This window comes from Candidatus Nitrospira salsa (assembly GCF_965152625.1).
The window spans coordinates 169359-190208 of sequence record NZ_CBCUCO010000004.1 but is presented as its reverse complement, the minus strand read 5'-3'; the positions used below and the strand labels follow the sequence as shown (position 1 = coordinate 190208).

Annotated in this window: 11 protein-coding genes; 7 read left to right on the top strand and 4 right to left on the bottom strand. The window is 47.7% G+C overall.

The features are described 5' to 3' along the window. Positions 1 to 5 precede the first annotated feature (5 nt). Entirely contained in the window at positions 6 to 2438 is a 2433-nt protein-coding gene (locus ACWQXP_RS14830; protein ID WP_454063654.1) for a CHAT domain-containing protein, read from the top strand. Positions 2439 to 2454: 16 nt separating this feature from the next. Beyond that, on the top strand, positions 2455 to 4401 hold the full coding sequence (locus ACWQXP_RS14825; protein ID WP_454063653.1) for a CHASE2 domain-containing protein: 1947 nt from the start codon (positions 2455 to 2457) through the stop codon (positions 4399 to 4401). A gap of 71 nt (positions 4402 to 4472) precedes the next feature. Here ACWQXP_RS14825 and ACWQXP_RS14820 read toward each other — a convergent pair whose 3' ends face one another. Further along, positions 4473 to 6017: a sigma 54-interacting transcriptional regulator gene (locus ACWQXP_RS14820; protein ID WP_454063652.1), complete on the bottom strand. Its 1545-nt coding sequence runs from the start codon at positions 6015 to 6017 to the stop codon at positions 4473 to 4475. A gap of 485 nt (positions 6018 to 6502) precedes the next feature. Here ACWQXP_RS14820 and ACWQXP_RS14815 point away from each other — a divergent pair, with 485 nt between their 5' ends. From ACWQXP_RS14815 to ACWQXP_RS14795, 5 genes are all read left to right on the top strand, one after another. Beyond that, positions 6503 to 7390, top strand: a complete 888-nt coding sequence (locus tag ACWQXP_RS14815) for a DUF928 domain-containing protein (RefSeq protein ID WP_454063651.1) — start codon at positions 6503 to 6505, stop codon at positions 7388 to 7390. Positions 7391 to 7688: 298 nt separating this feature from the next. Next, positions 7689 to 8897, top strand: coding sequence for an oxygenase MpaB family protein (locus tag ACWQXP_RS14810; protein WP_454063650.1), 1209 nt, complete (start codon positions 7689 to 7691; stop codon positions 8895 to 8897). Between the two features lie 444 nt (positions 8898 to 9341). Beyond that, the gene (locus ACWQXP_RS14805; protein ID WP_454063649.1) at positions 9342 to 11627 is read left to right on the top strand and encodes a hypothetical protein; all 2286 of its coding nucleotides are present in this window, start codon (positions 9342 to 9344) and stop codon (positions 11625 to 11627) included. An 11-nt stretch (positions 11628 to 11638) separates the two neighbouring features. Beyond that, a complete protein-coding gene (locus tag ACWQXP_RS14800; protein WP_454063648.1) occupies positions 11639 to 13657 on the top strand; it encodes a GMC family oxidoreductase in 2019 nt (672 codons plus the stop codon). A gap of 114 nt (positions 13658 to 13771) precedes the next feature. Continuing rightward, positions 13772 to 14890 carry a catalase family protein gene (locus ACWQXP_RS14795; protein ID WP_454063647.1) on the top strand — a complete coding sequence of 373 codons (1119 nt, stop codon included), beginning with the start codon at positions 13772 to 13774 and terminating at the stop codon, positions 14888 to 14890. A 26-nt stretch (positions 14891 to 14916) separates the two neighbouring features. On the opposite strand, the gene ACWQXP_RS14790 is transcribed toward ACWQXP_RS14795, so the two are convergent. The 3 genes from ACWQXP_RS14790 to ACWQXP_RS14780 all read right to left on the bottom strand — a co-directional run bounded on the left by ACWQXP_RS14790 (position 14917) and on the right by ACWQXP_RS14780 (position 20584). Further along, positions 14917 to 17736: a two-partner secretion domain-containing protein gene (locus ACWQXP_RS14790; RefSeq protein ID WP_454063646.1), complete on the bottom strand. Its 2820-nt coding sequence runs from the start codon at positions 17734 to 17736 to the stop codon at positions 14917 to 14919. Between the two features lie 851 nt (positions 17737 to 18587). Beyond that, positions 18588 to 19550 carry a cyanobactin maturation protease PatG family protein gene (locus ACWQXP_RS14785; RefSeq protein WP_454063645.1) on the bottom strand — a complete coding sequence of 321 codons (963 nt, stop codon included), beginning with the start codon at positions 19548 to 19550 and terminating at the stop codon, positions 18588 to 18590. A gap of 158 nt (positions 19551 to 19708) precedes the next feature. After that, positions 19709 to 20584, bottom strand: a complete 876-nt coding sequence (locus ACWQXP_RS14780; RefSeq protein ID WP_454063644.1) for a S8 family peptidase — start codon at positions 20582 to 20584, stop codon at positions 19709 to 19711. Positions 20585 to 20850: the final 266 nt, after the last annotated feature.

Here is a 20850-nt window from a genome sequence, read left to right as displayed (position 1 = left end):
CCACTATGATTGCTCACGATACTCAATCATGGCATGTCGGAAAGAAGTTGAAGAAACATGTGATCGGCATTTTCACTAGTGAATCAACACACAAGATCGTAAGAACGCCCTGTGGCTTAGGTTGGCCTGCGTTGATTCTTGTGATTGTCCTTGTAAATCTTACCTCACTGATTCCTTATTCTGTACCCGCGCAAGACGTTCAAGTCAGTGAAGATGCTCTAGAAGCAGGAAAACAATATTTTACACAAGGTCATTTTGCCAAGGCGGCTCAGAAATGGGAGCAGGCTGCTCGCGAGTTTGAGGAAAGCAACCAACCGAATGAACAAGCCCAGGCCCTGCTGTATTTTTCGCAGGCACTGTACAATCTCGGTCAATATCAACGGGCAGGGGTCACGCTGAACTTGGCCAGGAACTTAGCCGTAGAGTCCAATAACCTGGTACTGGCTTCCCGAATTCTTGGACGGTTAGGCAATGTGGCGTTTGCCTTAGGGCTTGAGGAGCCGGCTGAAGCGTACCTCACAGATGCATTGGCCGAAGCCAGAGAGCTTGAAGACTCCGCGTTGGTTGCGACGATTCTCAATGATCGTGGGAATGTTCTGGCCTCACAACAACGATACAGCGAGGCGCTTGGTTCATTTACGGAATCGACCGTTCTCGCCGAAGCCATAAACCACCATTCTCTGGCTGTCACGGCGCTGATCAACGCAGCGTGGAGTTCTTTCCTGGAGGGGGATTTGTCAGCAAGTCAAGACCGTCTTGATCTGGCCATGACAAAAGTCAACTTGCTGGAAAATTCTCATGAGAAAGCGCAAGAGTTTCTCAGTATCGGGTTGGCTTATACACGTATTGGGCAGGCACGAGAACCTTCTTCTCAGAAACTTCTACGCCAATCCGCTGAAGCGTTTCAGCAATCAGCAGAAATTGCTCATCGTCTCAAGGACCATCGAACGGCGTCTTATGGATGGGGACATTTAGGGCATCTGTACGAAGTCGAAGGACGACTCGATGAAGCCATGGAACTCACGCGTCGAGCTATTCATGCCGCCCAGCAGGGCGCGGCTTCTGAGTCGCTGTACCAGTGGGAGTGGCAAGCCGGACGTCTCTTGCGGCTCCAGGGCAACGTAGATGAATCAATTTTAGCCTATCGTCGTGCGGTCTATACGCTTCAGCCTATTCGCCATGAAGTGACTCGAGGGTTTCCCGTTCAATCAGAATCGTTCCGTTCCTCCATTGGCCCTCTGTTTTTTGAGCTCGTCGATTTGTTGTTGACAGAAGCCGATGGGGCTACTGATGAGGTCATGAATCAGAGCATTTTAGGAAATGCGCGGCGGACCATGGAGCAATTCAAAACGGCTGAATTGCAGGATTACTTTCGAGACAATTGCGTCGAAGCGTCGTTATCGAAAAAAACAAACGTTGATGAAATTGTCAAGGGGTTGGAGCATACAGCCGTCGTCTATCCGATACTTTTGCCTGATCGAATGGAATTACTGATCAGCGTTCATAACGGACAGAAAGCCGAATTAAAGAGAAAACGTGTTCAGGTCACGTTAGAGACTCTCACCAGCGAGGTCCGAACCCTGAGGAAATTTCTTGAGAAACGCACAACGCGTGAATATTTACCGCATGCACAACAGGTCTACGCCTGGCTCATTCAACCGCTTCGCGAGTATTTAACGCAGTTTGATGTTCACACCCTGGTGTTTGTTCCTGATGGACCATTGCGGACGATTCCTCTCGGGGCGCTCCATGACGGTCAGGAGTTTCTCATTGAGCAATACGCACTAGCCATTACTCCAGGAATCGACTTGACGGATCCGCGCCCGATCAATCGAGAGGACATTAAACTGCTGTCGGTAGGATTAACGGATTCGGTGCAAGGATTCCCTTCCTTGCCGAACGTCGCTTCAGAAATACAAGCCCTGACACAACTCTATGGAGGCAGGGTGCTGTTAAACCAGCAGTTCCAGGTTGATGAACTTGAGTATGAAATGAAAGACGAACGTCCGAGCATCGTGCACATTGCTTCCCACGCAAAGTTTTCTGGAGAAGCGAAGAAAACATTTCTTTTGGCCTTCGATGAGAAATTGACGATGGACCGATTAGATGAATTGATCGGTCTGTATCAGTTTCGAGACACCCCATTGGATTTATTAACCTTAAGTGCATGTGAAACCGCAGCTGGGGATGATCGCGCTGCTCTCGGGCTGGCCGGGGTTGCGATTAAAGCCGGTGCCCGCAGTGCGTTGGCCACCTTATGGTTTATCAATGATAAAGCGACGTCAGAACTGATCACGGAATTTTATCGTCAATTACAAAATGTGTCAGTATCCAAAGCTATGGCTTTACAAATTGCGAAGAAGAAATTGATGAGCCATCCTTCCTATCAACATCCTGGTTATTGGTCACCGTTCCTCCTTATTAATAATTGGCTCTAAATTTTCTAGGTCTGCGATGACCTCTTTCCCCACGGTCCTTCGGTCATCTCCGGTTCGTGTGCTCGGGATTGGTTTCCTTGTGGGTCTGGCGGTGATTGGTTGCCGGCAATTTGGCTTGCTGGAGACGTTTGAGCTTCGTGCCTATGACTGGATGGTGAGGCTCACCGCAGCCTCTGTGAATCCAGATCCTCGCATTGTTTTGATCACCATCACAGAAGAAGATCTTCAGCGCCTCGATCAATGGCCTCTCTCAGATGAACGTATTGCGAAAACGTTGAAAATTCTGACGACATATGGTGCGCGTGTCATTGGGTTAGATCTCTATCGCGACCGAGCCGTTAAGCCGGGAACTGACAAGTTACACGCGATATTGTCTGGTGATTCTCGAATTGTAACCGTCATGAAATTTCCTGATCAAACGGGGCGTGGCGTGTCTGGGCCGGCTATTTTAGAGGATACTGATCAAATAGGATTCAATGATATCCTTGTTGACCCTGGAGGAATTGTTCGACGGGGGTTCTTATTTTTAGAGGACGAACGTGGCGTGGCCACGTCCTTTTCTTTGTTAATCGCGCTCAAATACCTGGAGAAAAGTGGGATTATGCCTCACCCTGACCCCACACATCCTGCATTCATGAGACTTGGACAGACCACGATTCCGCGGTTTCAATCATCTGATGGGGGATATGTCGACAGCGACGCAAACGGATATCAAATGTTCGTGAAGTATTACGGCAAGCAGAATTCGTTTACGCGTTTTTCACTGACTTCGCTCCTGACTGGTAACGTGAATCGGGAAGCAATTAGAGACAAGATTGTCGTGATTGGGTCTGCTGCAGAAAGTGTGAGAGATGATTTTTACACACCGTTGAGCCTCGGTCGGGGCAGTGATCAACAGGTTCCAGGTATGGAGCTCCATGCGCATATCGTTAGTCAGTTTTTACGTATGACCTTGGAGCATGAATCTCCAATTCGTGTCGTATCCGAAGGCCTGGAAGCTGGCTGGATCATCGTGTGGGGAAGCCTGGGAGCTCTCTGCGCCCTAAGACTCGTGTCCCCCTGGCGCGTGCTTGTCTTTCTGAGCGGCGGGATCGGCGGGATCATCTTGATCGCATATGGGTTATTTCTAGCTCATTGGTGGGTTCCCCTCGTTCCTGCTGTCATGGCTTGGATAAGTGCGGGTATTCTCACAACCGCATGGGTGTCGAAAAGGGAGAGACAAGAACGGGCGATGCTCATGCAGCTCTTCTCACAGCATGTCTCTCATGAGGTTGCTGAAACCATCTGGAATAGTCGTGATCAATTTCTGCAGGATGGACGGATTCGACCGCAAAAATTAACGGCCACAGTTCTGTTTGCTGATCTCGAAGGATTTACGGCTGTGGCTGAACAATTGTCGCCTCAAGCGCTCATGGAATGGGTGAATATTTATCTTTTGGCGATGTCCAGCGTGATTTCGACACATCACGGAGTGATCGATGATTACTTTGGTGATGGTGTGAAGGCGAACTTTGGTGTGCCATTGGTCCGTACACAAGAAAACGATATTCGTCAAGACGCGATCAATGCGGTGCAATGCGGAGTCGCACTCATTCACGAAATACGGCGGGTGAATCAGTTGCATGCTCAGGAAGCTATTCCGGTTGGAAGAGTGAGAGTCGGCGTGGCCAGTGGGCCGGTCATTGCGGGGAATGTCGGCGGCACGCAGCGACTAAAGTATACGACTGTTGGTAATGTCGTGAATGTTGCAGCCCGGCTGGAACAGCTTGGTAAGGAACGGCAGAAATTTGATACCGATCAGGATATTGGCAGTCTTCTGATCACGAAGGATACCCAGTGCCATCTTGATGTCCGATGGAAAACGGAAGAGGTGGGTATTATCAGTCTCTCTGGCATGAAGGACCCAGTGACGGTGTATCGTGTGTTGAGTGGACCGCAGGAACGAATTGTACTCAATTCGTGAAACGTATCTCGTCGCTCGTATTTCGTATCTCGCATAAGATGTCTTTCTAGTACGAGATACGTTCGTTTCTTCTAGATACCCAGTCGTTTCATTTTTTTGATCAGGCCTTGTCGACTCAGACCCAGGCGTTTCGCTGTCTGCACCTGATTGGATCGGCAGGTTTGCAAGGCTTCTCGAATCATCTGCTCTTCTAATTGAGCGATGGCCTGAGGGAGCGTACACGAACTGTGGCGTGATCGCGTGAAGGTCTCTGTATCTTTCCTTTGAGTGCGAATGTGTTCTTCGAGGTCCTGTTCGGAAACCACCACCCGTCTCAAGGTCGCCACCACTCGTTTCATTTCATTCTCAAGTTCTCGAATGTTTCCTGGCCATTCATATGTTTGCAATGCGCGCTGGGCATTGAGACTCAGGTGCTTTTCCTCTTTCTTCATCAGACGAGATTGCTGCGTTAAAAAATGCGCGGCGAGGAGTGGAATATCCTCCGGGACATCCCGAAGCGGAGGTGTATGAATATGGATCACTTTGAGTCGATAGTAGAGATCTTGCCGGAAGGTGCCTTCAGCGATGAGATCATCAAGGTTTTTATTGGTCGCGGCCAGAATTCTTACATCAATTGCATGATTAGTTCGACCCCCGATTGGCTGAACACAACGTTCTTGCAATACCCGTAAGATCTTGGCTTGGGCGTTGATGCCGAGATCCCCAATTTCATCAAGAAAGAGTGTTCCACCATCAGCTTGTGCAAATTTCCCCATTCGCGATTCAACGCCAGTTGCAACACCCTTCTGTATTCCCAGGAGTTCACTTTCCACAAGGTGTTCAGGAATGGCGGCGCAATTTAACGCAATAAACGGCTTGTGGGCTCTCAGGCTATTGTAATGAATGGCCTTGGCGACGAGCTCTTTTCCGGTCCCGCTTTCACCGGTGATGAGAACATCAACGGAACTCTCCCGGATTTGATCAATGAGCCGCACAATACTTTGCATGTGAGGACTGATGCCAATAAAGTTTTGTGTCGCAAAACGTCCTTCAACTTCTTTTCGGAGTTGAGCGTTTTCTTCGACGAGCTGTTGCTGTTGTTGTTTGAGCTCTTGGACCGTTCGCGTTGATTCAATACTCAGTGCGGCTTGTTCAGCAAGGGCAAGCCCAATCATTTCATCCTGATGAGTGAATGTGCCCCGCTTCTTGTTCATCACTTCTAACACTCCGAGTATCTCATGGTTGTGAGTCTGGAGTGGTATGGCGAGAAGATTTCGGGTTTGCTTTTTAGAACGTGTGTCAATGTCCTTGAAAAACCGGGAATCGTGTTGAACGTCAGCGATGTTGAGCAATTGGCCGGTGAGTGCGGCAGCACCAGCAATGCCAAGACGGGCATCAAAACGGATGGTTTCACCATCCAGTGTGATGTATGACCAGAGTTCACAGCGTTCCTGATCGAAGAGGAGAAGGCTGGCGTCGTTTGCTGAAAGATGGTGTTTCGCTTCTTTGGCCACGAGCCGGAGCAATGCAGGAATATTGTGCTCTGCTCTCATTTTTCGACAAAGAGGGAGGAGTGATTGAAGTGGATCAATCGATGGTTCAGTCTTGGGCGGCGTCTGTGTTTTGGGTCGAGACATGGATTTTTGATAAGAAAACTTTGTCTAATCAATTTCCCAATTGAGTCGATAGTGAAAAAATATAATCCAATTATCCGTAAATGTCTACAACGTTTACATATGTGAATCGCTAGTAGACATATTTATTAATTTCAAATGTTTCAATGTGTTGTATGAGAATTTCAAAAATACATGTCCACGGTGAAGACAGTAGAGTTTCATACTAAAAGGAACTATTTTCCTGCCGTGATGTCTGTGAAAGAGATTTTCCTTTAGTAATCAAATGTTTTGATTGCCTGTTCCCTTTGATGTCGTCCACTCAATATCTATGGCATTAACCTTGCTGTATTTAACTATCATATTGTTCGTGATGTTTGACTGTATGCCTTCACCGGGATAGCAGATGATGAACGATCATTGATTCCAGGGTGGATATTCATGAATACTGTTGATTCCCCGTTCCCTTTATTTTCCATATTTTGATATTTTTATGGGAGGTCTTTACCATGAAATCCAATGTGTTTCTTATCACAGCCTTGGGATTAATGATCGGTCTCATACCGATGGATGAATGGATAAAACCGCTCAACGCGCAAGTACGATCTGTGCCAGAAGGGAATGTGGCATCACGCGTCGTTGATGATCAGGGGAATGTGAACGTATCTAAAAAGATGCGGAACTCTTCAAAGTCTTTACGATTGCCCGTATACAAACCACCGAAAGGTATTGGAGCTCCAGGAGGAAGAGTGGGAGGTGGAACGCGAGGTAACGACATAGCCTTAGCCATGTTGTTTGCTATGGTCCCAGATCATTTAGGATTGACGATCAAAGAGCAACCGTCATTATATTGGTATTTGTCCAGACCTGCCCCATATAAAATGGTCTTAACGGTGAACCAGGAAGATCTCATCAGACCTGTGCTGGAAATATCCCTTGCCGACGATGGTGTGCCAGGCATTCATTCGGTCTGTCTTCATGATCACAACGTGAGGCTTGAATTGGGTAAAGAATACCAATGGTTTGTCGAGCTTGTTGTGGATGCCGATTCCCCTGCCAGAAATCTTGTCGCAGGCGGACGAATCAAAAGGATTTCTCCACCTGAAACGCTCTTAGCTCAATTACGCAATGCGGAACCTCAAGACGTGACGTCCATCTATTCAGAAGCGGGTTTATGGTATGACGCCTTCGACTCGATTTCCGACTTGATTGCCAAAGTCCCTGACAATCCGGATTACCCACAGGGTCGAAACTATCTGCTCAAACAAATAGATATGATTGATATCATAGAAATGGCGAGAGAGGAAGAAAGTGTGTCATGGCTTAGGGGTTCTACAAGTATGGTTAACAAGTATCCAAATATACCATATATTCAAGCTGTCGTGGATTATCAATAAGAAAGAATGAATCTTAATCCCTTGCAAGCGATGTATCGACATGTTTTGCTTGCGTTGCTTAAGAAGAGGTCCATACCCTCAAAGAGGGATGAATATTTTTGGTTTTCTCCTTTTCGTTGATTGCGTCATTGTGGTCAGTTACCCTTCCTCGCCCCTCCTGTTACTTTTTACGACTGAGTAGACCTCCAATTACCTTTCCTCTTGCATCACGCATCTTATGTGAAGCATCGTACTCGTCTAATGAGATCCATGTCTTCATTGGGAATCCATCAACAACAAGCTACGAAAGACCATCACTATGACAATCGATGACAACATCAACGAAAACAAATGGTCAAACGATCAATTTTTAGATGGGTTACGACTCCAAGGAGATGCAGGGGCCGATCAATGCTTAGCTCAGCTTCACGATGTGTTGAAGGAAGAAGATTTCAATGAACTTTTCCAAAGACTCAATACCAACGCAGCGGTACTGTCGGATGATATTCCAGGGCCCTTAAGCGCGTTTTTGACCACGACAATGAACCTACCTTTGATTGAGTCGCACCTCATTGATCGTGAGCGGATCAAGCGAGGGCAACGCGTGTTTATGACGCATGCGCTTCCGGCTGCCTTGGTTCTTTTAGTCAAGAGTCTTCCTGAAGGCTATGCGGCCCCCAATCTTTCAAAAGTACTCAGCATATCCAACAATCTTTCTCAACGTCCCTATCGACGGATTCTTGGGGTGTTGCAAATGCTCATCAATGTCTCGGCCGTCGGCGGGTTTGAACCTTCGGGAAAAGCGCTCATCACGGTTCCTAAAATACGGTTGCTTCATGCTGGTGTTCGTAAGGTTGTACGGGAACACCTCACACACTATGAAGCACAGCATGGCGTTCCAGTTAATCTTGAAGATCAATTGGGAGCGGTCATGGGGTTTTCATATATAGTAATTACGGGGCTTCAACAATTACGCATTGGATTATCAGATGATCAAGCTGAAGATCTTTTCTATGTGTGGAGGATCTTTGCGCAAATGATGGGCATTCATCCGGAAGGACACCCTGAGAGAAGTGAGTACGTTCCTCGGAATCTTGTTGAGGCGAAGCAATTTTATGAGTCATATGTCCGAAGACATTATGTGAGCGCCGTCGATAATCCAGAAGGCGTTCAATTGGCAGCAGTGAACCTTCAGATGTTGAATGATCTCTTGCCGCAAACACCGCTACGGCGACTCGGCATGCACATTCTTCCGAGGATGTACATGGAAGAACTCATGGGGAAAGAGGGGTGTGAACGAATTGGCATTGTCCCTGTTCGTTTTCTCTATCTGACGAAATGGTTGGTGGCGACATTTCCCTCCATATGGAGTCGCCTTTGGCATGTCGTAGACCGAGTCGATTCGTCACAACATCTTCATGAAAATATCAGTCGTGTCTTTTTCCAAGGTCTCATTCATCGAGAATTTAACGGAGAGATCACGTTTCGAATTCCTGATACTTTGGATGAGTTAAACAGGTTAACTTAAAATACGGTAAAATTCCGTCTCGGGAGGGCCGTGCATCGTTTATCAAAATAGATACAAGGGTGTATCTATTTCTATACACACTCTACAAGTGTGTTCGCTGCCGTTCTTTTCCTCTAGACAAATTTCTCATAAAGACCTACCATGGTATTCTTCAGTAGAATGTGGCAATTCTAAGGTGATTTTATACACTGGCGCTGGAAGGGACGCTTGAGCAATTTCTAGAGCTCTTACATAGAGTTTGCGAATTTCTGAAGCTGCTCCCTTCACTATTCGATGGTATGTAATCTGCACATAGTTGAACCAGATTAGTGTCAACTCAGTGTTTTACCAATGTTCTATTCAAATTGCTGCGTTCCCGTTCTTGGAATGCGAAACATTTGACTCAAAAACCGCTCACCTAAAAATTATGCTCTCAATGGCAGCTTGCAAGGAGGCATCGTGGTCATGAAAAAGTTTACGTTCATCGTGGCATACTGTCTGATTCCCTCACTCGTGTTTGTGTCGGGTTGTAGTCTTTTCCGCACAGCAGCGCAAGATGAAGCCAAACGACAGGGCAAAACCGCTGCCGATTTTCCGGAGACTGCGGTGGATGTCTTTCATGATATGGATGGAGGCCTTGCGCTCACTCCTGATGAGGTGAAAGGACGAAATACCTGGATGTTATGGACGGGCGGCAATCAGGCGTTTTGGGATTATATGGCCAAAAATAGCTTTGGAACGTTGGACTTTTTGAAAACGCTTTCTTCTTATCCCAAACCCGATAAAAATGGCAAAAAATATTATTATAGCCGGGACAATCGTTTTGAATATTTAGGATTGATGAATGAGCCAGGTTTTAAAAAGGCCACTGGTCCCGACCAAAAATATGGACTCTATCTCGACGAACGTGTGGAACCGGAATCTGAAAAACTTGATCCGGCAGTGTACGGACATTCTTCGGGAATCGTGGGATTGCGTCTCTTCCTCAATCCCAAGTTCGATGAATCCAGCTCTGAGTACGACCAGGATGCTGTGGACTATTGGGATGCCGAGCGTTTTTACACAGACCCTGACTACTACTTAGATAAAGAACTTGAACGACCGTATCGTGTGGGCATGTCGTGTGCGTTTTGTCATGCCGGCCCTCATCCGCTGAACCCGCCGGCTGATCCGGAAAATCCACAATGGGAAAATCTTTCAACCAATGTCGGGGCGCAATATTTCTGGATCGGCAGAATTTTTATCGCCCATCCGGATGAAGAGAATTTTGTCTGGCAGTTATTTAACAGTTCACCCCCTGGGGCTTTGGATACCTCGATTATTGCGACGGACAATATCAACAACCCTCGAACCATGAATGCCATTTACGAAGTTGGGGCTCGATTAGAGACTGGCGAGCAAGAGGAAATTACCGGAGGCGCGCTTGCAGTACCGGGAACAGAACCTCAGATGGTCGTACCCCATATCCTTAAGGATGGGGCAGATTCGGTTGGCATTCTCGGTGCGCTGAGTCGTGTCTACATTAATATTGGCGAATTTCACGAAGAATGGATCCAACATTTTAAGCCAATTGTCGGTGGTAAAAAGCAGACTCCGATGGATGTGGCCACCGCGAAAGAAAATTCTGTGTATTGGCAGGCCACAGAGCAACGTGTTGGTAATCTTGCGAGCTTTTTCCTGAAAGCAGCAGGAGGTCATCATTTGAAAGACGCGCCAGGCGGCCAAGCGTATTTGACGAACGATGAGTCAGTGCTGAACCGAGGCAAATTCGTGTTTGCCGATAATTGTGCGGGATGTCACTCCAGTAAACTTCCCAAGCCGCATGACACCGTGACGCCATTCGATTCGTTTTACAATAAATGGGTAGACTCGGAAGATTTTAAAAAACAGATGCGTCAGATGATCATGAAGCCGGATTTTCTTGAAAATAACTATTTGTCGAATGAACATCGATATTCTGTTGCCGACCTCAAGACCAATGCATGTGCTGCGTTGGCCACCAATGGTCTGAGAGGGCATATTTGGGATAATTTTACATCAGAAACCTATAAAACACTTCCAGCTGTACGTCCAATTAAAGTGCATCATCCCCTGACTGGAGAACCCTCAACATATGAAATGCCTGGAGGTGGCCGTGGGTACTATCGCACTCCTTCTCTTGTGAGTATGTGGAGCACCGCTCCGTATTTGCATAATAATGCGCTGGGGAAATTTACCAACGATCCATCGGTTGCTGGACGGATGGAAGCCTTTCAGGACGGTGTGGAAAAACTGCTCTGGCCGGAAAAGCGGTTCAATTCAGATTGTCAAGAAACATGGGGTCTCCCCTGGTGTCCGCCAATTTATAAAACCACAAAAGTCAGCTATCTCAAAATTAACCAGGAATATCTTCCCGACAAGCTGAAGGCCAAGCTTCTTAAAAAAGGTGAAGAAGAGTTGAGCCTTGGTCCTATTCCCAAGGGAACGCCAATCAACTTATTGGCCAATCTCAATAACGAGCTGTCTTTTAAAGATCCAGTCCGACTCGCCCGCCTCGTCAAGGTTTTGGTGAAAGTGAAAGCTGGGCTCAAACGTATCAAGGCCCAGAATCTCAACGATGAGCAAAGTCTAGCCTTGTTGAAAGAGTTAGTGCCGGACCTTCTCGAGGTGAACAAGTGCAAGGACTTTGTTATCGATCGTGGTCATGAGTATGGCAGTCAGCTCAGCGATGACGATAAGCATGCGTTGATTGAATATCTCAAAACCTTGTAAATGATATGAAGATGAGTGAGCCATCACCAAAACCGAATGGACCTCAATCCGACATTACTCGTCGAACGTTTTCAAAAACAGTCGCCACCGTTGCAGCGGGGTTGACTGCCTGGCTCAGCGGGTGTGCGTCGCTCTTTAAAAAGGGCCCGTCTGAGCCATTATCTTCCATTTCCTGTTCGTCGGTTGAAGCCGATGATGACACATATGAATATGTGGTGGTCGGATCTGGGGCTGGCGGAGGTCCATTGGCGGCGAATCTTGCCAAGGCTGGGCATCGAGTGTTGCTGCTTGAAGCTGGTGGGAATACCGAGTCATATACGTACCAAGTCCCGGCGTTTCACGGGTTGGCGTCGGAGGACGAATCACAGTCGTGGAACTTTTTCGTCAGACATTATCAGTCCGACGGAAGGCAGGCCCGTGATGACAAGTATGTCAAAGATCAAGATGGGGTGTTATATCCCCGTGCGGGCGCGCTTGGTGGCTGCACGGCTCACCATGCCATGATTACCATTTATCCGCACAAAAGTGATTGGGATGACCTTGCCGATTTGGTAGGCGATGCTTCATGGTCGGATGACAACATGCGCCAGTATTTTGAGCGGCTTGAGCGTTGTCAGTATGTGAAGGCGCCAGGACTTTTAGAGAGCAACCCGACCCGTCATGGCTTTAGCGGATGGCTGACGACCAACATTGCCGATCCGAAATTAGTGGTTGGCGATAAACCGCTCAAAAAGCTCATCAAGGCCACACTTCGCGAGTCGATTTTTCGAGTCGATGGATTGATCAGTCGCGTCAAGTTGAAAATCAAGGGACATTTAGATCCCAATGATTGGCGTTGGCGGGACAAAGGCAAGAGTCCGGAAGGCCTGGTATTTACCCCCCTATCAACGAACGAAGGGAAACGGGTGGGCACCAGGGAGTATATCCGTCGAGTGCAGCAGGCCTGTCCAAATAATTTGACGGTCAAAACCGGGGCGTTGGTGACCCGTGTGCTGTTTGAAGATGATGCTGACGGAGGCAAGAAAGCTGTGGGAGTGGAATATCTTGAAGGTCAACATTTGTATCGAGCCGACCCTAAGGTCAATCCGATGCCAAATGCCGGAGAACGTCAGATCGTGCGATTCAGTCGCGAAATTATTCTTTCCGGCGGAGCTTTCAATACCCCGCAAATGTTGATGCTATCTGGCGTCGGTCCCAAGGCGGAGTTAGAAAAACAGGGAATCGGTGTTCAGGTTGATTTGCCGGGAGTCGGTCAAAATTTACAAGACCGATACGAAGTCGGTGTTGTCAGCGAAATGAAAAACGATTTTTCAATTTTAGAAGGGGCGACCTTTGCTCCTCCGGAGCCTGATGGAACTCCCGATCCAATTTTTCAAAATTGGGAAGCGGGAAAAGGGATTTATACGTCCAATGGCGCTGTCTTATCACTGATTAAACGATCCGATAGCCGCCGGCCGGATCCAGACTTGTTCATTTTTGGGTTAGTCGGTTATTTCAAAGGGTACTATCCTGGGTATTCCATTGATGCTGCCCGGCAAAAGAACTTCTTTACCTGGGCGGTTTTAAAAGCCCATACACAGAACCGTGGTGGTACGGTAACGCTCCGTTCAAATGACCCCAGAGATACGCCGGATATTAACTTCCGCTATTTTGACGAAGGCACGGCTGGATGGCAGGAAGATTTAGATTCAGTCGTTGACGGTATTCAAACTGCGAGACGGATCATGAGGCGCGCGGATAGTGTCGTCGATAAAGAGTTAGTCCCGGGGGTGGAATATGATACCGAGGAGAAGCTCCGTCAGTTTGTGAAAGACAATGCCTGGGGACACCATGCTTCATGTACCTGTAAGATTGGACCAAAGGACGATCCACTGGCCGTGGTCGATGGAAACTTTCGCGTGCATGGGACGAAGAATTTGCGTGTCGTTGATGCCTCGGTATTTCCGAAGATCCCAGGATTTTTTATCGTAACCTCGGTGTACATGATCAGTGAAAAAGCCAGTGATGTGATTCTGGCTGATGCGGACTAAAAAAGAAATTTATTTGTCGTGATGGAGTTTTCATAAAGTCAGACAGTCGTGTCGATACGTTCCGGTGTTCTGAGAATGCCGGGAAGACAACATGTGAAGGGATATATAGCGACTATGGTTACTCTTATTCATGTCATTTCACGAAGACTCTTCGTCAGCCTCATTGTGTGTATGATTGTAGCCGGATGTTCCCATAGCCCAAATCTCAAATTAGGAGAAGAACACGTTCCAGATGGTGAGCAACAAACGGTTGAAAATATTAAGACGTTGCTGTCCAATCAACTCGCCAAACAGTATGAGGGAAAAGAATTTTTGCGCGACACGCACCCCAAGTCTAATGGCTGTGTGAAAGCCCGGTTTGTCGTCGATTCAAACATTCCAGAACAATATCAAGTCGGGGTGTTTCAGAAAGGCCAGTCCTATCCCGCGTGGATGCGGTTTTCTAACTCGGCCCCAGAAGTGACGCCTGACAAAGACAAAGACTTTCGTGGATTGGCCATTAAATTAATTGGCGTTGAAGGCGAACGCCTTCCCATCCCTGGCGACGAAGAACACACTCAAGACTTTCTCTTCATCGCCTTTCCTGGATTCTTTGCCGGAACGCCAAAAGATTTCTTGGAATTCTTTGATGGAGAATTTAATGGTGGATCGTTTGCCACAGCCGGATATTTTGCACAACGGCCCCGAGCCTTAAAGAATACACTCAAAGGCCGGCAACAATTCGCGAACCCCTTAGAAATTACCTGGTTCAGTGTTGCGCCGTTTCAACTTGGTACTCCAAAACCCAATGGCAGTGCCGTGGCCGTCAAATACAAAGTGAAATCCTGCATCGAAAGACAAAGTCCACTTCCGGACAATCCATCCGATGACTATCTCGAAGAAGCGATGGCCAAGGATTTAGCAAAAGGGGATTGGTGCTTGGAATTTTTGATTCAACCCCAAAAAGATCCAGAGACAATGCCCATTGAAGATACGTTAGCCATCTGGGACGAGACCGAATCGCCGTTTGTCAAAGTTGCCACCATTCAGATTCCTCAGCAAACCTTCACCTCTGATGCCCAGAAATTATTCTGCGAAGACCTCTCGTTTAATCCCTGGCACGGATTAACGGTCCACAAACCGCTTGGCGGAATTAACCGTGCTCGACGTGACGAGATGAAAACCATCTCTGACCTCCGCCTCAAACAACGCGGCGTACCCCGAACCGAACCAACGGGCCTGGAGTCGTTTTAAGTGTCAAAAAAAACGAGAGGATAAGGTTAGCCAAGATTTTTTGAGCAGGGTTGAAATGGGATAGGGAGAATTGTGTGCTCGTGAATCTTCCAGGTCCTCTGTTCTAGCAAATGCTGCAATTTGGGCGGATCAACGTTTTGGGAGATTTGAGATTCGTGGATTTGAGCGTTTGAAGAAATAGGAATGCTTGACTCATTAAACGCCAGCGGACTTTGTAACGTCCCACGTGGTATTGGTTGTGTAGTAGAACCCGTACCTTTAAGGAAGCTACTATACAGCCCACCTTTCTGTGATGCACATGATTCGGCATACAACGTAGCAATTTTGGTGATGTTCTCTGGCAAGGGAGCGAGTGACTCGCTTAACTGTTTGATCGGTGCTTGAATATCAATTGTGCCATTTCCACCAAACTGCGATGAAGCATCTAATGTACTTGTTGGATCAACTATTACGGCTGAGTCAGCAATGATGGTTATCGGTCCTCCGTTCCCAAAAACAGCGGTGCTCAAAACGCGGCTATTTTGAATCACGACAAAATCTGGATCAAGGTTGATCTTGCCTGCGGAATCTGAGCCTTCCAGCACTTGGCTTGTAATGTCACTATTAGTGAATTGAATCAAATCTTTGGCGGTTAGCTTAATGTTTCCACCCAAAGCATTCACGGCTTTGGTCGTTACGGTGCTATCTGAGATGACGATGGTTCCCGTAGCTGTTAGAGCGATGTCTCCAGCATTGCCGGCATCGGAGCTAATCGCGGTGCTGTCCGCAGTAATCGTCCCGCCCTGAGTCAAGGTCACGTCATCGGCGGTAATGGTAATGTTTCCGCCGTTTCCTGCAGCACTCGTGCTGGCTAAGATTTTCCCGCCTGTGTTTGCCTTAATGGTGTTCGTGAGTGCGATGTTAATATTTCCGGCATTGCCGGCTGAATCGGCTTCTGAGTTGATTCGGCTACCGTCTGTCAAGGTGAGATTGTCAGCCTTCACAGTCAAGTTCCCACCATTTGCACTGCCTTGCGTCTCTATTGTTACGAGACTTTCCCCGGTGACGGAAATGTCCTTTGCCGCAATTAGCACGTCTGTCGCAGGAGCTGAAGTTTCAGATACGACATCAATGAAGGATGTCTTCGCAAGGATTAAGGCATCAGTGAGCGAGATGCTTAATTCACCTGCTTGTTGCTCAGAGAAGTTCTCGACTCCTATAGAGGAAACATTGTTTAGTTCCATGTTTTCTGCATTTATATCGATAGAGCCACCTTTTCCGCTGCCATCAATGCGGGAAAAGACAGTGCTGAAATTTTCAATTGATATATCCCCACCCTCGACGGATACGTTAATATTACCTGCGTTCCCACTCGAAGACGATTGGGTCGTAATCCCTCCTGAGTCAATAAGTGACAAATCACCTGTCCGAAGAGACACATTGATATCTCCAGCATTACCAGAATCCCCAGATTCCGTGGTAATGAGGGAAAAATTAATATTGAAGTCCTGGTTGATGTCAAAGCCTATATTCCCGCTATTCCCGATACTACCCGTCCTATTGTGAATGATGGAAAGACTTTGAGTGAGCAAATTGGCTTCAATCTCGATGTCTCCGCTATTACCTCCCACACTCGTAGCAGCAACATCGGAATGGAGCTTTGAAGATGCGAACGTGTCGAGATCTCCCAGAATCTCGACACGTTCTGCTTTTACACGTATGCCGCCAGATCCAATTCCTGAAGCTGCATCTGCGTTAACGTTGGTTTCAAGAATCGAGGCTTTCGCAATTACCACCTCATCTGACATCTCAATGTCGATGCCTTGTCCAATCGCACCTACGTCGGAACCCGTCACATTGGCTGAAATTTTAGATTCCTCAATCGTCAGTCGGCCACCGCGTAGCATCACGGTTCCCCCGCCGTACCCGCTTGTATCGATTTTCGCACCTTGATCGATGGCTATGCTGCCAAGTCGCACGGGGGCTGAGATGACGTCACCCTGAGCATTTATTCCTTGAGCAAACAAGGTTTCTATGTTTACAGAAACTTGTTCGATAACAGGTGCTTGTGTAGCTCCTACGCTCACGAGGTTGACATGGCCGTTCGGGTGTTTAAGCGTTCCACCACGAATGATGATTCCTTCAACGGTTTCCTTCCCTGCTAGGGTATCTCTGCCCACTAATATCACAGCCCCACTTTTAGCAACGGTTAAGCTCTCCACTCGCATGGTAGCTTGAGTTTCAGTGTTAATAGTCGGTGGCGTCGCACCTAAGAAACCAAAGGCTTCGGGGGCAGCCGCTGTCAGCACGTTATTTTCGTCCAAGCTAGCATAGTAGCGGCCGTTATCGCCTAGCTGAATAAAGTCTGAATTACTGGCGTAGAAGGAGCCGTTGATATCTAACGTGGCGTTCTCGCCAAAGATGACGCCGTGAGGATTGAGGAGAAAGAGATTGGCGCTGTTTATGGTTGAAGCCAGAATGCCGTTTATCTGTGAGGGATTGGATCCTGTCACGCGACTCACGATATTGGTAATGGTATCCGGGCCGGTAAAGGTTGCACTCTTGCCAGCTTCGACACTCAATTCAGTAAAACTGTGGAAGAGGTTGCTTCCGACTGTGGTTCCGAGATCATGCGCAATCAAGTGGTCGGTTACTGTGGCACCGTTGAATAAAGTCTGACCGTTTGGCAATGTTCCTGAACCAACAGCTCCAGTGCTGCCCCCAAGCGAACCGTCGACGATTACCCCCGCCTGGCCTAATGAAATGAAGGTGCAGAATGAAAGGAGTGTGAACACTGAAGCAGAAAAATAACCAACCTGTGTTCTGCAGAATCTGTAATGTTTTCTGGATGGACGGGAAAGACTCATGATGACTCATCCTGTAAGTCGTCAATATTTAGGGCAAGCCTACATGATGTATAGAGTGAACAACAAGCCGAGAATGGAGTTAGGCATGACTGAAGAACTTTATGTTGAATTCTATTGAGCGAAGGATACTCGTCCAGGATTCTGGGTATGTAGCACTGGAGTGTTATTGGGATGGGCGAGTCTCAACGTTTTGGATCGGCGGGTTTCACCATTTCCATTCTTCCATGATCTTTGCAACGTCAGACAGAAAATTTCTAGGTGAGGGCCCCTTCTAGTTTGTCATTTTGCCAACGATAGAACTGGATCAGTTGGAAGACAGTGGATAGGAATACGGTAGATGGGTAACGGTGGAGGAGAAACGGAAGGCATGAGGTAAAGGAGGAAAGACAAGAGATATACTTCCCTCCTATTTCTTGCACCTCAGGTTTCACGCCCCACTGGTCTTCAGATTGGTGCGGGAGCCACCCTGACTCCGCCGAATATGAAAGCTCGAAGTTACTACAAAGCTAAATTACCTTTCTATTTAACAACAAGTACAATTCCAAGGCGAATTTGGAATGCATTGCCCAGTACTGGGATGCGTCCGGCAACAAGTAGCTGGACTGACTGTGCCTTGCGTACTTGTTATTCCCTCATTGGAAGAATTTTTAAATGTAGCACTCGATTGGTAGAGTGCTTGTTCTGCGGTAAAGTTTGGCATGTTCATGATGATATCTCCTTTCTAGAGATTGACAAACATTTCTCCTCTTACATTCGAGTCAGGGTGGCTCCCGCACCGGTTAGGTTTCGCGCACTTGGTTCGAACTTTCTTATTTCCATATAAGTTCGCAAAGATATTTCCTTTATGTCTCTCAGGGATATTGATCGTAGACATAGTACGGTGCCAGTTTCGAGACGAGAAATGGGAACTCCTCTGTGACATCAATGCGAATAAAGAATTTTTGTGTGATACCGACTTGTTGGCTGGTATACACAAAAATTGCATCGACGACATTGCGGGCACCACTCAGCCGTGATGGCCGTACCTGGACATCAGTTAACAAACAATTCTCCTTTTCCATTTCCCATGCCTTTAAATAAATGAGCGGATCGCGAACGGTTAAATAGTTCAACGCTCGATACTCATCGGTCGACCCGGTGTTATCCGCCATCTGTTTGATCTGCTGAAATAGTTTTGTCGCAGCTCGTTTGAGGTTGGTGAAATCATTGTCCGCCATCTTGTCCGGTTTCGGCAGGGTACCCATAAAGGCTTCCATATCAAACGAGTAGAGTTGATCGAATACGACGATGGGGATCATAAGGCTATTGCACATTTCTGGTGGGGCAAGCGGGCCTTTGATGCCGATGACGACATCAATCATGGCGCTTGAGAGATCTGTCGCTCGCGGCAGAGGTCGCAATGTATCGATCAAGATTGACAGGTCAGCGGGATCGCGCGGTTGTAAGATATAGGTCTCCAAGCCCTCGACGGTCAATACCCAACAGAGTTGTCGCGCAAGATAGCGGTTCTCTGGTTTTTGCAGCATGGCATACAAGGCTTGATTGTTGATGATACCAGCGGATTGGGAGTTACTTGGCGTTTGAAAGCATTCTTTCTCAACTGAAAGATTGGGAAAACGTGGTGTGACTTTTCCCATGACATAGACAAAACTTGCGAGGGTATTCCTACCCCCTGCTTGTTTGGGTGCACACCCACAACTTCCCTGTGCGGCCACTGTCGTCGCCGATGTGTCGAGTGCTGCTAAAGCGGTTGCTGCCTCGTTTTGATACCGAAGTGCTTCTTGTGTGAGTCCGTGTGTGTCGTTCTGATCCATGGTCTGCTTCTTCCTTTCCTAGTGATTTAAAGATGACCGTTGATAAGTTTGATCATTTATTGTTGTCTGGAGACTGCTAGCCAGCGGCTGCATGCGACTGCTGAATGATTTGTTGTGATGATATTTTCATTATCCTCATTTGTTGCTTTTCCATAACGTCACCTCCTTGATTGGTTTGCATGCAGCTGGTGGTATGCGGCCTCGGCATCTACCAAGGGTGGCACAACGGTTTTGCGTCTTTGCCCTGTGGATTGTGTGATGGCGAATTTCATCTGCTCCACGGTTGCCGAAGGGAAGAGTGACCACAAGAGTGCGATGGTGCCAGTGACAAATGGCGCAGCGGCGCTGGTTCCGCTTAAGGTGTACGCTGTCTCGGTGGGTCCAAGACTCGTGATATTCTCGCCCGGTGCTCCAAGCCCGTGGCGGCCAATGGAAAGCCCTAGATTCGACAGATCTAATGGTCGGCTTTGGAGACCATAGGCCATCACCGGGATGACGGCAATATGCTGGGTCAGCACTGTGCCCCCTACGGTGCCTTGATTGCCGGTAGCGGATACCAACATGGCGCGTCGACTAGCGGCGAAGTCAAGTGCGTCTTGAAGTTGGCGATGTCCCCCTATGGTGGATGTCTCGATTGCCAAACTTAAGTTCACGATGCGGGCGCCGCCTTCGATGGTTTCAACGATGGCTGCAGCGAGATGTTCGGGTGTGGTTTGTGGCATGATCCCATTGTTTTTCATCGTCTCATGGAAAATGGGTCGGACGAGCAACGTACAATTCGGACAAATTCCTGGGGCCGTGGAGTGTCGCGTGGCACTCAAGATCCCCGCAACAAACGTGCCATGAATACAAGCACAACTGTTCGGTGTCATACACGTGCCTGTTTGGACTCCAGCAATTGCTCTGATATTACCTGTGAGCAGCGCGGTATGTTGCATCATGACTGGGCCATCGATTAAGCCGACGACGATTTCCGGTCGACCGCTAGTCTTCTGCATGAGTGCGTTGAGTTTGATGAGCTGTAGCGGTGTCAATGTGTGTCTTCCTTTGTTTCTTCTGCACAACGTTTGTTTTGTGCCTGCCGAGCGTCAATTTTTTTCTTCATCAATCCAGTGTCTGCGGAATGCGCGAAAATATTGTCCTGGCCATCGCGAACCTCGATACCTATCCCTGAGGACACCTGTCGGATATGACGTTGGTAAGTTGGGTGGAAAGGATTCAGCGATGGGAAATTTTTTTAAAAAAACCGATTTACGACTTGCTCCTCTTCCAACCAATTATGCACAACATTTTGTTAATG

Bases quoted from the DNA above. Each gene is read 5' to 3' on its own strand.
- ACWQXP_RS14830 (WP_454063654.1), top strand. From the start codon at position 6: ATGATTGCTCACGATACTCAATCATGGCATGTCGGAAAGAAGTTGAAG.
- ACWQXP_RS14820 (WP_454063652.1), bottom strand. From the start codon at position 6,017: ATGTCTCGACCCAAAACACAGACGCCGCCCAAGACTGAACCATCGATT.
- ACWQXP_RS14825 (WP_454063653.1), top strand. From the start codon at position 2,455: ATGACCTCTTTCCCCACGGTCCTTCGGTCATCTCCGGTTCGTGTGCTC.
- ACWQXP_RS14815 (WP_454063651.1), top strand. From the start codon at position 6,503: ATGAAATCCAATGTGTTTCTTATCACAGCCTTGGGATTAATGATCGGT.
- ACWQXP_RS14800 (WP_454063648.1), top strand. From the start codon at position 11,639: ATGAGTGAGCCATCACCAAAACCGAATGGACCTCAATCCGACATTACT.
- ACWQXP_RS14805 (WP_454063649.1), top strand. From the start codon at position 9,342: ATGAAAAAGTTTACGTTCATCGTGGCATACTGTCTGATTCCCTCACTC.
- ACWQXP_RS14790 (WP_454063646.1), bottom strand. From the start codon at position 17,736: ATGAGTCTTTCCCGTCCATCCAGAAAACATTACAGATTCTGCAGAACA.
- ACWQXP_RS14795 (WP_454063647.1), top strand. From the start codon at position 13,772: ATGGTTACTCTTATTCATGTCATTTCACGAAGACTCTTCGTCAGCCTC.
- ACWQXP_RS14785 (WP_454063645.1), bottom strand. From the start codon at position 19,550: ATGGATCAGAACGACACACACGGACTCACACAAGAAGCACTTCGGTAT.
- ACWQXP_RS14810 (WP_454063650.1), top strand. From the start codon at position 7,689: ATGACAATCGATGACAACATCAACGAAAACAAATGGTCAAACGATCAA.